The following is a 14,127-nucleotide window of genomic DNA, read 5'->3' as shown; positions in this document are numbered from 1 at the left end:
TTTTTTTTTGCCCAAAATCGCCTCAAACTTAACACTAAACCTCAATAAAACAATTTATTTACCTTTTGTTTACAGGCGTCTTTGCATAATGCAAAAAATGGACAGAATTCGCTTAGCGCACCCATGAAATCAAAATTAATCATCATTAATTCATGCGTTATTCTCGTATTGGGATTATTTTCTATCGATCTCTATAATCCGGCTCTGCCCGCCATAAAATCCGCACTCGCAATAACGAATAATCAAGCGCAAGGGCTTGTCGTTTATTATCTATTGGGTTTTGCTGTGTCTCAGCTATTTTATGGCCCTCTTTCCGATAAGCATGGGCGTATCCCTGTTATTTTGTTTTCCTTATTATTTGCCGCTGTTGGTAATTATTTGACTTCGATGGCGGAATCATTCCACACGCTGTCGTTATTCCGGCTTCTGACGGGGATTGGTGCAGGCGGATGTCCTGTTATCAGCAGAGCAATACTCAGTGATACTTTCCGTGATAAGACGGAATTATCCCAATCATTGGCGGTTTTTTCGATGGCATCACAAGTTTCACCGGCTTTTGCGCCTGTTATTGGTGGCTATATCACCCAGTATCTGCCCTGGAAGTTTAATTTTATCGCTCTCGCCATCATGATGCTGATAGGCCTATTTTTTGTGAAGATGACGTTGCCGGAAACATCGCCGATGAGATCAACAGGTAGTAGCAGGATAGCGGGTTTTCGAATTCTGTTATCTGACGTTAATTTTGTTGTATACAGCGTTGTCTCTGCCGTTTTGTTTGCCATTACCATTGGTTATTTTACTGCCAGTCCTTTTGTATTTCAGACGCAGTTTGATTTATCCGCGTCACAGAATGGATATCTGTTTATGATTTATTCTGCCGGAATTGTAATAGGCTCATTACTAACGAAAAAATGGCTGTCACACTCTGCTCCTGAAAAAATTCTTAAAGTTTCGCTTCCGTTATTACTTTTCTTTACCGCAGTAGCGCTCATTTCAATTTATTTTACGCAGATATTATCAATTGCATTTATCGTTATTTATAGTTTTACGGTGGGACTGGGATGTGGACTTTCTTCTCCGCTATTACTTGGGATCAGCTTACACGGACATCCTGAACTGTCCGGAACAGGGAGTGCTTTACAAGGGGCACTAAAAATGGCCGGCGCAGCTATCGCATTATTGTTTTTCGCCAGCGGGCATACAACCACTGCGGCAGGTTTAATGTGGGGGCTTTTCGTCCTTGCTCTGATTTGTTTTGTTTTAATCGCCTTTACCCAGATATGGCAGAATAGGCATTAAAAAAAGAACGCTATCCGATTGAATAGCGTTCTTGCATGGAAAACTTAACTACAGTTTAGGCCCTGCTTTCACCAATGCCGCGCCCGCTGCGGTATCCGTATATTTATCGAAGTTATCAATAAAGCGCTGTGCCAGATCTTTTGCTTTCACATCCCATGCGGATTTATCGGCATAGGTATTGCGTGGGTCTAAAATGTTCGTCTCTACGCCCGGCAAGGTGGTCGGTACGGCCAGATCAAAAATCGGCAGTTGAATGGTATCCGCATCTTCAATGTCACCATTAAGGATCGCATCGATAATGGCACGGGTATCTTTGATGGAGATACGTTTGCCTGTGCCATTCCAGCCCGTATTGACCAGATAAGCTTTCGCCCCCGATGACTGCATGCGTTTAACCAGCACTTGCGCATATTGGGTCGGATGCAGTGACAAGAATGCCGCCCCGAAGCAAGCAGAGAATGTAGGTGTGGGTTCTGTGACACCACGCTCAGTGCCCGCCAATTTTGCCGTGAAGCCAGACAGGAAATGATATTGGGTCTGTTCCGGGGTTAAACGGGAAACCGGTGGCAGGACGCCGAAAGCATCGGCAGTCAGGAAAATGACTTTAGTCGCGTGCCCGGCTTTGGAGACCGGTTTAACGATGTTTTCGATGTGGTAAATCGGATAAGAAACACGGGTATTTTCTGTTTTGGAGCCATCATTGAAATCAACGGTACCATCCGCCAGTACCGTGACGTTCTCCAACAGCGCATCACGGCGAATGGCGTGGTAGATATCCGGCTCCGCCTCTTTGGACAGATTGATGGTTTTCGCGTAGCAACCGCCTTCAAAGTTAAACACGCCGTCATCGTCCCAGCCATGTTCGTCATCACCGATCAACTTACGTTTCGGATCAGTGGAAAGCGTGGTTTTCCCGGTTCCGGAAAGACCGAAGAAAATCGCAACATCGCCCTTTTCACCCACGTTGGCGGAACAGTGCATGGAAGCAATTCCTTTCAGTGGCAACAGGTAGTTCATCATTGAGAACATGCCTTTTTTCATTTCACCACCGTACCAAGTCCCTCCGATCAACTGCATACGCTCGGTCAGGTTAAAAGCCACAAAGTTTTCAGAATTCAACCCTTGCTCTTTCCATTGTGGGTTCGTGCATTTGGCCCCGTTCATCACAATAAAATCCGGCGTGAAGCCAACTAATTCTTCGTCTGACGGGCGGATAAACATATTTTTTACAAAATGTGCCTGCCACGCCACTTCCGTAATAAAACGCACTTTCAGGCGGGTATCCGCATTGGCGCCACAGAAAGCATCAAGGACAAACAAACGTTTGCCTGAAAGCTGCTGAGTTACCAAGCCCTTAAGATGAGACCAGGTTTCCTGACTAAGCGGTTTATTGTCGTTCTTGCCTTTGCCCTGATCCGCCCACCATACGGTATCGCGGGTAACATCATCGCGGACAATGTATTTATCTTTCGGGGAGCGCCCCGTGAAAATCCCCGTATCGACAGAGACAGCACCAAGGTCAGTCAATGTACCACGCTCATAGCCTTGTAGTGAGGATTGAGTTTCTTCAGAGAATAACAGTTCATAACTTGGGTTATAAACAACTTCACTCACACCGCGAATACCATAAACCGCAAGTTCCTGCTCAGTAATGCCTGTAACACTCATTTGTTGCTCCTGGTCAGTTATACTTTCTCTCTGCGGGGGATAATAAATAATTATGACTAATTAACAGCGATTGTTATCAAAAAATTGAAATTACATTACTTTTTTTAAGTTTATATGAGACACAGAACACGAAATAAGGGAATAATTCAGCGTAAAAAGGGCGTATGTCACGCCCGATGAATTAACAATTAGTGCAACCCTATAAGCAACGCAGCCGCCTAATCAGTGCAACTGCTCTTTTTTTGCCGCCTTTATTTCACTGATATCTTTCTCGTTAAAAATATAGTGCATACCACAGAATTCGCATTCCATGTCGATTTTGCCATCGTTATGCAAAATGTCCTGAATATCGGCTTCCGGTAACGTCACCAGCGTGTCAGCACAGCGTTGATGGGAGCAAGTGCAACGGAATTCGACTTGCTGAGGTTCATACAGCGTGACATCTTCTTCATGATAAAGGCGACGCAGAACTTCTTTCGCATCCAGCGTAAACAGCTCTTCTCCCTTAATGGTTGCGGTCAGTTGCACCAGATGGTCAAGCATATCTTCACTGCTTTCCTGCGCTCCCGGCAAGATCTGCAATAACATGCCGCCCGCTGCCATTTTTCCATCCTGCATCCCGGTACGAATAAACAGGCGGGTGGGCAATTGTTCTGACTGTTTGAAATACGCATCCAGGCATTCTGCCAAGGTATTCCCTTCCAGCGCCACTACGCCCTGATAACGCTCACCTTCTGTGGGTGTCACGGTGATGACCATATAACCCTTGCCAACCATGTCATGCAGGCTGCTTTCGGCACTCACTTCACCATCAATGCGAGCCGTTCCACGCATCTGTTGCAGGTTATTGCCATTAATCACCGCCAGTTTGACCGGCCCGTCACCCTGAATCTGTACCGTAATATCGCCATTGAATTTCAATGTGGCGGTCAACAGGCTGGTTGCGACCAACAATTCACCCAGTAGTTGCTGCACAGGTTGAGGAAAATGATGATTTTCCAGCATCCGTTGGTAAGTTTCACTGACGGAAACGAGTTCCCCCCTGACAGAATGGCTTTCAAATAAAAAGCGGTGTAATTGGTCATGTCTGGTCATAAGTCTCTTCCGGCTCATTTAATTTTGTGTTCTTGAATTTTATTAATGTACGCCGTTCTTTTTTATCTGGACGGCGGTTGGGATGCGGCATGGTGAGCGCATTCATTTTACGCGCCAATGCCATTTTTTCCCGATTGATAATACTTTCTGCTGTCTCCTGATAAAGTTGCTGGGCTTCGGTAGCGCTCCGTCTGTGACTGCTCAATGCCAAGACGGTTACCGTTTTTTCATCATCACCCTGACGCAGTTTGATCTTTGCATCCAACTCAACCAGCTTACTCGGCTTACTTCGCTGCCCATTATAATGGACTTTTCCCCCTTCAATCATTTCACGCGCAATGGAACGGGTTTTATAAAAACGGGCAGCCCACAACCATTTATCAAGGCGGACAGCCTGATCAGTGTCTGAATTCTGCATGAATACTCTCCCGATGATCTCATTCACATGCTTAATCGGTGCTGACCAAAAACGGGCAGAGGGTAACACAGCCCGTTAAGTCATCGCCAATCCATCGGCGGTGAAGGCGAATTGAAACAATTATCGTAGTATTGCGTGATATGTTGAAGACGCCGCTGGTTCCTCTGCTTTTTCTTGATAACCAATACGGTGTTGATGATCGACATGGCCAACAAGATTGCCCCCAGCAGACAGCTTCCCAGATAACGAATGACAGATGTAGTATCTGGCTCACGGTGCAACATAATATGACGAGTCCCATTGGGATCTTCTGACAATTTTGTCACAATCCCTTCGGTTTCAAAGGGGGTCTTCATCAACAGTTCTAAAAGCCCCTGTAATTCCCGCCATCGCTCTAAAGCAGAGTGCTCATAGATGTATTGTGTCCGCATCGGGTATTCAACTAATGCTTTCCCCTCATCACTCAGCAATAAAACTCCCCCTGGGGAGGGACTGTTTATCAGAATGACCATCCTATCGATCTCCCGATAAATAAATGATGCCGTCGTGATATCAACCAACTTTTCCAACGCATCAACACTGATAGAACGCAACAACACTTTCGCCCCATCCAGCTTTCCGCTCTCTGCATCTTTCAACAACTTGTCCCAGTTTTTGGCATTACCCAAATTGACCAACGCATTTTTCAAGCGATCACAATCCGCATCTTTCTGGCACAATTTTTGGGTTTTCAAGATGATTTGTGAAAAATTATCGAGCAGAGTCATACCCGATTTAGCAATCGCGTCATTCAAGCTAGGATTAATTTTACGTTCAACGGGATGTAATTGCTCACCAACAGTTTTAAGCAATGAGGTCGCATTTTCGACAACTTCAGACTCCAGCATAGGCAATGGAATTTCACTATTCCAGTAGATACCCACACAATCAAATGGCGCGAATATGGTAATGTTGGCTTTGGGCAGGAGATTAGGGGGAACATAGCACATCCCTAATCCTTTGACCTTTAACACATCCCCTTCCTTCAACGGCATATTTTTTAGATCATTGAAACTGGTAATAACCTTGGTATTACTGCCATATAACCAAGCAAAACTCAGCCGTATGGATAAGTTCACTGGCTGGTAAAAATAAAGCAACAGCATGGCAAGTACAGAGAAGATCAGCAGTATCACATTCTTTCTGCTACGCTGATAAGGATGGTGTTTCTCTTCTTCATGCAAAGAGAGATAGCGCCCCTGCCGTACAACATGGCAGTTAGTGTATATGTCGATATCGGTATTCTGATCAAGATAATGGGAAATATAAGGCTCCCAATGTACGGGATAAACCAGATCAATACCGCCCAGAGAGATATTCTTTTTTTGCTCTGGCTCAAACTCGCTAAATACGCCCCAACGTTTGGGAATGCCGTTAAAGCAATGGATATTGGCTAGTTTTCGCCCAGGTGGCAACCGAACATGCAGCCAGAAACTCCCCATAATAAACAGAAACGCCGCCAGCATTAACCACGGTAACATCGGAATGGGCACGAAAAGAGCCGCAAACCACAACGATAAACCCAAACACATCAAAATACTTTCCTGCATGCCCGTTGATTTCCGCAGGCGATATTCTTCTAATGTTTCCTTACGGACATGCAGTAAGTTAGCGCTCGAATTGCCATTTTTTTGAATGGAAGCCTGCTCGGTTTTTGCCGCAACTCTCGTGATGGGCAAATCTTGCTGATAATCTTGCAGAAAGTGGCCGTTAACCGCGATAACCAGCGGCATTGATACGGTTTGAACAATCTCAATCGTATTCTGCTGCTTAATAAATGGCTCAAGCAACACGGGCAAATGTATTTCCGTTTCACCAAGATAATAGCGCCAATGGTGCACCCCATCCATTGCGGAAGAAAAACGGGTAATAGGATGAGTGATGGTATAGACATTCCCCTGTTTAACAGGTAGCACCGAATAATCAGCCCTGTGACTGCTATTCGGCTTCATCAGAAGACGGGTATTGTGCAAATAAGATTCTATGGCTTGATATTCATCGGTATTCAGTTTGCGGCAGGCTGTTTTAGTTATCGATTGCAGATAACGCGCGTTATCAAGCCGCTTCCATCTGAAAATCAGAAAGGAAGCCATTATAATCAGGCTAATGATAAAAATAGCCAATATAATGACCAATGAGCTCATTTTTTCCCCATGCTCACGCCAGCAGTACCGAGATCAGCAGAATAACAATCTCATGAAACACACAGAATCAGGCTATTCCTATTCTTGCCTTCTATTTTAATTTTATTTACAAAAGGTTATATAATTTTTCTCATACCTTTCCATAAAATAAAGTCTTTTTGCAAGGGTAAGATAGCAACAAAAATACATTCAAGCGATAATCGCTATCATTTACTAACATAATCAGCCATATTAAAGCAAAGCATGGATGCGTATCCATTTCGTTATAACACTTAAAAGATACAGTAGTATTTAAGTGACTGGCCGGATTATTGTTTTCAATTATCCGGCACATGACAACCATCAGGGGCAAGCATGATTGATCTAAAAAAACCTAAGATACTGAATATAAATGACGTTTCCCGCTCACGCTTATTCAATATTCAATCTGTTGATCTTGAGTTCAGCAATGGTGTAAAACGCGTTTATGAACGAATGAAACCGGCAAATCGTGAAGCAGTTTTAATTATTCCAATTATCGGGGATGAATTAGTGCTTATTCATGAATATGCGGTTGGCATTGAACAATACGAATTAGGTTTTCCCAAAGGTGCCATTGATGCTGGGGAGAGTGTTTTTGACGCCGCTAATCGCGAATTGAAGGAAGAAATTGGTTTCGGTGCAGGAAAATTGGCGCTGTTGACGACATTGACGATGGCACCGTCCTATTTTTCCAGCAAAATGAATATCATGATTGCTCATGACCTTTATCCGGAATGCCTGGAAGGGGATGAACCTGAACCGCTTGTGCAGAAACGATGGCCTATCTCTGACATGATGTCATTGTTGGAGCATCCCGATTTCAACGAAGCCAGAAATGTCAGTGCGCTATTTTTTGCCCAGCGATATCTGCAAGCAAAGAAATAATGGGAAACACTAATCCGTTCATTCTTTAAAAACGGTATAAAATAGGTATTACAATACCCATTTTATACCTGTTTTAAGTGAAATACAGCGGTCAACAATAAACACGCAAATAGAGTAAGGTTTACATTTATGCGTGTAATAATTTTAATGATATTGATGAAAAATAATTTTGTTTATTAAAAATAATAAATAAACCCTTTAACTATATTCTTAAAATTAATTCGTATCATCATATCTTTTTGTTAAATAAACTTTCATCATAGTAATAACAAAAGAATAGTGATAACAAAAGACCTTGCCGATTTCCCGACAAGGTCTTTTTATCTTTCATTTTAGTTAGTGATATTTACGACGGGAAAATCAATCAGAATAACTCATGGCTTTCCCCATTCTCAGTGACTGTCGTCCCCACATCGGGTACGGCATACTCCGTCGGCTGAGTACCATCAATGAAATACTCTTTGCGGGTATTGCTACCACCGTTAGATAACTTGCCCGTTGCCCGATCAATCGTGACAGAAACAATGCCGGCAGGGGGTTCCATTATTTTCACAGGAACCCCTTCCAGCGCGGCTTTCATAAAATCATCCCAAATGGGTTGAGCCGTTTTCGCTCCCCCTTCACCTTTTAATACCGGAGTGCGCCCCAAACTTCTGCTGTGCTCATCGAAACCAATCCAGGCCGTTGCCACTATATCCGGGCCATAACCGGAGAACCACGCATCTTTTGAGCTGTTGGTTGTCCCGGTTTTGCCGCCAATATCACGGCGCTTCAAATCACGGGCAGCGCGCCAGCCTGTCCCCATCCAACCCGGTTCACCAAAGACATTGGTATTCAAGGCATCATGGATAAGGAACGCCAACGGTGTACTGATAACGTGAGGCGCATACTGTTGGTCTTGCGCATTAACATTTCCCGATACGCTCTCTAATTCCGGTTGCGGCGGCAAGGCCATATTTTGCACTACGTCAGAATGAGCCACGTTCTCAATGGAATCTTCAGACAATTCGATAGAACGTGCTGTTTCACCATAAATCACCGGAATGTTTTCACATTGTGGACAAGCAATTTTAGGTTTCGCTTCAAACAGCACTTTCCCTGCATCATTTTCAATTTTGCTGATGAAGTAAGGATCAACCAAATAACCCCCGTTTGCCATCACTGCATAGCCGCGTACTAACTGTAACGGAGTAAATGAAGGCGATCCCAGCGCCAGAGATTCTGTGCGCACCACGTTTTCACCCGGCAAACCAAAACGCTTCAAGTAATCTGCGGCGTAATCAACCCCCATCGCACGCATGGCTCGCACCATCACAACGTTTTTAGATTGCCCCAACCCTTGACGCAAGCGAATGGGCCCATCGTAAGTCGGTGGTGAGTTTTTCGGTCGCCAATCCGTTCCGGCACCGGCATCCCAACGGCTGATTGGCGCATCATTCAGTAACGAGGCCAACGTCAGCCCCTTGTCCATGGCGGCGGTATACAGGAATGGCTTGATATTGGAACCGACCTGACGCAGTGATTGCGTCACCCGGTTAAATTTACTCAGTTCAAAATCAAATCCACCGACCAATGCTTCTATCGCACCATTGATCGGATTGAGAGAAACCAGTGCCGCATTAACTTCGGGAAGTTGGGCCAGCCACCAAGTCTCATTGACTTTTCTGATCCAAATTTGTTCGCCTGCCCGAATGACTTCATCGACACTACGGGGTGCCGCCCCTTGCAGGCTGTCGGTTTTAAATGGGCGCGCCCAACGAACGCCGGCCATCGTCAACTCAACGTGACTGCCATCCACCAGCACAACTTGCGCTTGGTTAGCGCTGGATTTCGTCACAATCGCCGGCACCAGAGGACCATATTTGGGCAAGGTTTTCAGCTTATCGATAATCTGCGCCTGGCTCCATGCTAGCTGATTCGCTTTCCATAACACTTCCTGAGGGCCGCGATAACCGTGACGCACATCATAGTCAATCACATTGGCACGAACCGCATCAACCGCCGCCAACTGAGTTTTGCGTGTGATAGTGGTATAGACTTTATAACCATCTGTATAGGCATTTTCACCATAACGATTAATCATTTCCTGACGAGCCATTTCCGTCAGATAAGGCGCAGAGAAAACAATTTGTGGCGCGTGGTAACGGGAAACCAGTTTTTCTTCTCTGGCTTCATCATACTGACGCCGGGTGATATATCCTTCTTCCAACATCCGCCCCAGCACCACATTGCGGCGGCTGACCGCTCTGTCATAGGAATAAAGCGGGTTAAACGTTGAAGGCGCTTTTGGTAAACCGGCAATCATCGCCATCTCACTCAATGTCAACTCATTGACGTTCTTGCCAAAATAGACATGAGCCGCCGCGCCAACCCCGTAAGCACGATAACCGAGATAGATCTTGTTGAGATATAACTCAAGGATTTCATCCTTAGTTAACAATTGCTCGATCTTAATCGCCAGAAATGCCTCTTTCGCTTTACGTACCAATGTTTTCTCTCGGCTGAGAAAAAAGTTTCTCGCAAGCTGCTGAGTAATGGTACTTGCCCCCTGAGAAGCATGACCAGAGGTTATTACCACTGAAACCGCACGGATAACCCCGATGGGATCAACACCGTGATGTTCATAAAAACGGCTATCTTCCGTGGCAATAAAGGCTTTCACCATGAGAGGCGGTATTTCTGACAAGGTTAAGGGTAAACGACGTTTTTCTCCATATTGGGCGATTAATTCGCCATCAGCACTGAACACCTGCATCGGTGTTTGGAGTCGGACATCCTTTAAGGTCGCAACATCGGGAAGCTGTGGCTCAATATATTTGTACAAACCAAAAATCGAGGCGGTTCCCAATAAAATGCAAACAACAATAAGGATCAAAAAATACTTTATGAACTTCACCTGAAATTTCTCACGCCATGTTAATCGGGCAGTTTATAAACGATCAGTACGTAGTATAAAAGGCTTGGTGTAAAAGGCTTAGTATAAAGGGATTAGTATAAGGGCTATACAGCACGATAGATATCACCTTTACCAATACCCCATTCATGTATAACAACGTTTCATTCGATTTTCGTTAACTTGATGTTTTTGTTGAATTGACAGTAGATAAGGAGATCGCTACATGTATCCACCTAAATGGTATATCGGACTGGATGTCCAAGATCATGACATTCGCGCCCTTGCCGCTATTAAACGCCGTGACGGTTGGCAACTTCGGCATTGCTGGCAATATCGCTTATCCAGCGAGACTATTTCAGGAGGACGGTTACAAGATCCTGAAAAATTACTTCACATTTTAATCCAATGGCGAAAAATATTACCCAAGAATCTTAATCTAAGATTCGCCCTGCCTGTTCAACAAACTTTGCAGAAACAAATTGCCTTACCTGGTCAAACTGCCTTGCAGGAACCGGAACTTGGCTGGTTTGTACATGCCAGTGCTGGAAAACAATTTCCTGTCAGCGATCTGGCGCTGGATTATCGTGTGCATGGTCAGCAGATTTGCATCAGCGCAACCCGTCAAAAAGACCTCAATCTCTGGCTGAACCTGTTCTCAGAGATCAATTTATCCCTTGATGCTATTGATATTGCACCTTGTGCACTGCGTTATGCCGCCAAACTGGCGGGCGTACCTGACGACAGTTGGTTAGTTCACAAACGTATGACAGACTGGCTATGGGTCGCCCCTGCCGACCGACCTTTCAGCTATGGTTTGATAGCGGCACAACCGGATCGCCATCTGGTTCAGGTCATCAATCAACTCCCCATAACCCCAGAAACAGAAGGTTATACCCTTTATTACAGTGACGAAGCGCAACCGACATCAATCAAAGCGATATCAGTAAAAACAACATCAACACCGACATTAACATCCGTATCAACAGAATCGGCTAATAGCTGGCAACTCTTGATGGCGTTTCGCCATTATCATCCTCCGCTACCAGACAAAATGAATGCGTTTATCATTGCCGCAGGTTTAGCGCTCAGGCCGAGTGATCAATGATGTATCAGGTCAACTTCTTACCTTGGCGGCAGAAAAAGCTGAAACGCCGGTCTCGAATATGGGGAGCACTGCTTTGCTTACAACTGATATTGTGGGCAACAGTATTGGTATTTATTTCCACGCTACAAACCAACCAGATTAGACAATATCGCGGACAATTAACGGAGATCACTCACCAATCGGCTCAATTACAACAAGCAATCAGAACAGCAGACCAAGCGGTGCAACAACATCATCAATTGTCACAACAATTACGGAAAAAACGCATATTCATGGAACAGAATCAACGCTATTTACAGCTATTTCGTCAACTTCCCCATTTGTTACCTGAGAACAGTTGGCTGACTGCATTTAGTGACGACAGTGGGCAATTAATTTTTACTGCCCGCAGTCAGGACTATACGGATATCTCAGATTTGTTGGATAGCCTGACTGACGACACTTCGCTTATCAATGTGCAACTGAAAAAAATGATCACGACGGAAGATCATTTCAAGGTTTTTACCATTGATGCCAATTGGTTGATGGGAGAGCCAGATGAGAAATAATTACCTTGAATGGTTTTATCGGCCGGTCTGGCAACAGCTTACCTTGCAGCAATTACTCATCATTTTACTGCTGTTGGGATTCTACTTTTTGGTTTGGCAGAAAAATCGGCATGAAATCCATGCCCTCCAGAGCAATATTAAGCAGCAACAACACAACACGATACTATTTCAACAAAAGCTTGCTGAACTGCCATCCCTGCTTGAAACTCAGCAGCAGATTCGGCGCATGGCCGCAAACCTTGCTCAAAACAGTGACCTGTCACTCAGGAATACCTCCTCAGACAATATTCCTGCGCAAAATACGCCAATACTCAAACGCCTGCATATGCCACTGATCCGCTCTGGCAGTCAGCTCATGGAGTGGAAAAGCCATAAAGAAAACGAACAAGTTTTCTGGCATATCCGACTGTCACTCAATTATGGCCAATTTCTCCATTTCTTGCGTGAAATTCAGAAACTGCAACCCCCGTTACTGATTAAGCACATCGCGATTACGCCTGTTGATACACCTGCCGACGGCAATCTGACGGTTCGCATGGTTTTTTCAGATGTCGCTTTGTCAGATACCACCTTACCCAATATTTCACTGCCTGATCCTGCCGATAAGGAGAAATCATGAACCGCCATCCTTTGATTCTCCTAAGCTGTCTCTTACTGTTTTTATTACCTCTATTGGGTTTTGCCGGAGAAACGTTTACCGAAAAAGCTATTACCGAAGAAGAACCCAATTTCGACATGCCGATAAGAGATCCGTTCCAGCCTCCCAAAGACCCGGTAGAATACGCAACGGAATTTTCTCCCACAGAGCAAAATGAGCCAGAACCAGAGATCGAATATCAGGCAATGACCCTGCAATATGCCGATGCAGGGCAAATAGCCGAACAATTACAGAAAAATCGTCCCGCACTACTGACAAAATGGGGAAAAGTTGAACACGATCCCTTGACCAACAGCCTGATCTTGGAAGATAAATTTGATGCCATTACCCGGATCAAAAACTGGCTGAAAGAAGTTGATACTCCGCAGCAACAAGTGCAGATTACGGCTCATATCGTGACCAGCAGTAAGGAAGCCCTGCATGAATTGGGGATTCACTGGGGAGTGAACGCTGACCCACATAATCAAGCTCTAGGATTAAACCGCTTGAATCTACATCAACCTGCCGGTAACCAGCGCCACAAGTTGGTACTGAATACCGCCCGCATTCATGCAAACTTGCTGGAACTGGAACTCAGTGCATTGGAACAGGAAAGCCAGCTCGATATTATTGCCAGCCCACGGCTAACCGCCTCACACCAACAGACAGCCAGTATCAAGCAAGGTTCTGATATTCCTTATATTGTTCAGGACAAAGACAAAACCACCGTTCAATTTAAAGAGGCGGTATTGGGTATGGAAGTCACCCCTCATATTTTGCGGCAGGGGAAAATCCGGCTTGCGCTGAAAATCAGTCAGAATGCCCCCGGTTTTCCCATCAACCAAGGCGGAAATGAAAATCTGGCCATCGATAAACAAGAGATCATCACCCAAGTGACGATTAGAAACGGGGAAACGCTGATCCTTGGCGGGATCTTCCAACAGAAAAAAACCTCAAGTTTACAAAAAGTTCCTTACCTGTCAGACCTTCCCCTGTTGGGATCATTATTTAACCAAAAAGGAGAGCAACATAGCCGAAGGGAACTCGTAATTTTTATTACACCTCAACTGACTGATATTTAATCAAAACAAAAAATATCACATAAAAATCAAAATATTATTAACGATAATTGTATTTTTTCTGCCAGATCACCCACTGTTTTTCTTGGTCTGGCCTGTTTATGGATTTGACGCTGAGAGCAATTTAGCATACAAGGATTACCTAATTGAGTGAGCAGATCTAACATCACAAGCAGGAGCCTATATCCAATAGATTGCAAATTGCAGCACAACAGCGATTTGAAAGATGGAAGATAAATACAATAGGTTCTCAATCGGTCAGCAAAAGCATAAACCCAGTGATTCAAGTTCGT

The 14,127-nt window shown here is 44.7% G+C and carries 11 protein-coding genes; 6 read left to right on the top strand and 5 right to left on the bottom strand.

The annotated features are described in order from the left end of the window. Positions 1–123 precede the first annotated feature (123 nt). Positions 124–1,299 carry a Bcr/CflA family efflux MFS transporter gene (locus XDD1_RS00455; protein WP_045967784.1) on the top strand — a complete coding sequence of 392 codons (1,176 nt, stop codon included), beginning with the start codon at positions 124–126 and terminating at the stop codon, positions 1,297–1,299. 48 nt (positions 1,300–1,347) lie between these two features. Here the strand turns inward: XDD1_RS00455 and pckA are convergent, their stop codons facing one another. From pckA to XDD1_RS00435, 4 genes are all read right to left on the bottom strand, one after another. After that, positions 1,348–2,967, bottom strand: a complete 1,620-nt coding sequence (pckA, locus tag XDD1_RS00450; protein WP_045967782.1) for a phosphoenolpyruvate carboxykinase (ATP) — start codon at positions 2,965–2,967, stop codon at positions 1,348–1,350. A gap of 222 nt (positions 2,968–3,189) precedes the next feature. Continuing rightward, complete coding sequence (hslO, locus tag XDD1_RS00445; RefSeq protein WP_045967781.1) at positions 3,190–4,062, bottom strand: Hsp33 family molecular chaperone HslO; 873 nt, start codon at positions 4,060–4,062, stop codon at positions 3,190–3,192. Next, the gene (hslR, locus tag XDD1_RS00440) at positions 4,049–4,480 is read right to left on the bottom strand and encodes a ribosome-associated heat shock protein Hsp15 (protein ID WP_045967779.1); all 432 of its coding nucleotides are present in this window, start codon (positions 4,478–4,480) and stop codon (positions 4,049–4,051) included. The genes hslO and hslR overlap by 14 nt, the downstream gene beginning before the upstream one ends. Before the next feature lie 80 nt (positions 4,481–4,560). Further along, positions 4,561–6,663, bottom strand: coding sequence for an IgaA/UmoB family intracellular growth attenuator (locus tag XDD1_RS00435; RefSeq protein WP_045967777.1), 2,103 nt, complete (start codon positions 6,661–6,663; stop codon positions 4,561–4,563). A gap of 354 nt (positions 6,664–7,017) precedes the next feature. Here XDD1_RS00435 and nudE point away from each other — a divergent pair, with 354 nt between their 5' ends. After that, the gene (gene nudE / locus XDD1_RS00430) at positions 7,018–7,569 is read left to right on the top strand and encodes an ADP compounds hydrolase NudE (protein WP_045967775.1); all 552 of its coding nucleotides are present in this window, start codon (positions 7,018–7,020) and stop codon (positions 7,567–7,569) included. 364 nt (positions 7,570–7,933) lie between these two features. On the opposite strand, the gene mrcA is transcribed toward nudE, so the two are convergent. Continuing rightward, entirely contained in the window at positions 7,934–10,465 is a 2,532-nt protein-coding gene (gene mrcA / locus XDD1_RS00425; protein WP_045967773.1) for a peptidoglycan glycosyltransferase/peptidoglycan DD-transpeptidase MrcA, read from the bottom strand. Between the two features lie 223 nt (positions 10,466–10,688). Between mrcA and pilM the strand changes: the two genes are divergently transcribed. Genes pilM through XDD1_RS00405 form a run of 4 tightly spaced genes read left to right on the top strand, consistent with a single transcriptional unit; the run spans position 10,689 to position 13,837 of the window. Further along, complete coding sequence (gene pilM, locus XDD1_RS00420; RefSeq protein ID WP_045967771.1) at positions 10,689–11,570, top strand: type IV pilus biogenesis protein PilM; 882 nt, start codon at positions 10,689–10,691, stop codon at positions 11,568–11,570. Next, on the top strand, positions 11,567–12,118 hold the full coding sequence (locus XDD1_RS00415) for a PilN domain-containing protein (RefSeq protein WP_045967769.1): 552 nt from the start codon (positions 11,567–11,569) through the stop codon (positions 12,116–12,118). The genes pilM and XDD1_RS00415 overlap by 4 nt, the downstream gene beginning before the upstream one ends. Beyond that, entirely contained in the window at positions 12,108–12,737 is a 630-nt protein-coding gene (locus XDD1_RS00410; protein WP_045967767.1) for a hypothetical protein, read from the top strand. Before XDD1_RS00415 ends, XDD1_RS00410 begins: the two co-directional genes overlap by 11 nt. Beyond that, positions 12,734–13,837: a secretin N-terminal domain-containing protein gene (locus tag XDD1_RS00405; RefSeq protein ID WP_084720893.1), complete on the top strand. Its 1,104-nt coding sequence runs from the start codon at positions 12,734–12,736 to the stop codon at positions 13,835–13,837. The genes XDD1_RS00410 and XDD1_RS00405 overlap by 4 nt, the downstream gene beginning before the upstream one ends. Positions 13,838–14,127: the final 290 nt, after the last annotated feature.

The sequence above is a fragment of the Xenorhabdus doucetiae genome, from assembly GCF_000968195.1.
Classification (GTDB): Bacteria; Pseudomonadota; Gammaproteobacteria; order Enterobacterales; family Enterobacteriaceae; genus Xenorhabdus; species Xenorhabdus doucetiae.
This window is presented reverse-complemented; position numbering and strand designations above follow the sequence as displayed.

Excerpts from the sequence above, each read along its gene's own strand:
- XDD1_RS00435 (WP_045967777.1), bottom strand. The coding sequence starts at position 6,663 with ATGAGCTCATTGGTCATTATATTGGCTATTTTTATCATTAGCCTGATT.
- pckA (WP_045967782.1), bottom strand. The coding sequence starts at position 2,967 with ATGAGTGTTACAGGCATTACTGAGCAGGAACTTGCGGTTTATGGTATT.
- XDD1_RS00415 (WP_045967769.1), top strand. The coding sequence starts at position 11,567 with ATGATGTATCAGGTCAACTTCTTACCTTGGCGGCAGAAAAAGCTGAAA.
- pilM (WP_045967771.1), top strand. The coding sequence starts at position 10,689 with ATGTATCCACCTAAATGGTATATCGGACTGGATGTCCAAGATCATGAC.
- XDD1_RS00405 (WP_084720893.1), top strand. The coding sequence starts at position 12,734 with ATGAACCGCCATCCTTTGATTCTCCTAAGCTGTCTCTTACTGTTTTTA.
- XDD1_RS00455 (WP_045967784.1), top strand. The coding sequence starts at position 124 with ATGAAATCAAAATTAATCATCATTAATTCATGCGTTATTCTCGTATTG.
- hslR (WP_045967779.1), bottom strand. The coding sequence starts at position 4,480 with ATGCAGAATTCAGACACTGATCAGGCTGTCCGCCTTGATAAATGGTTG.
- hslO (WP_045967781.1), bottom strand. The coding sequence starts at position 4,062 with ATGACCAGACATGACCAATTACACCGCTTTTTATTTGAAAGCCATTCT.
- XDD1_RS00410 (WP_045967767.1), top strand. The coding sequence starts at position 12,108 with ATGAGAAATAATTACCTTGAATGGTTTTATCGGCCGGTCTGGCAACAG.
- nudE (WP_045967775.1), top strand. The coding sequence starts at position 7,018 with ATGATTGATCTAAAAAAACCTAAGATACTGAATATAAATGACGTTTCC.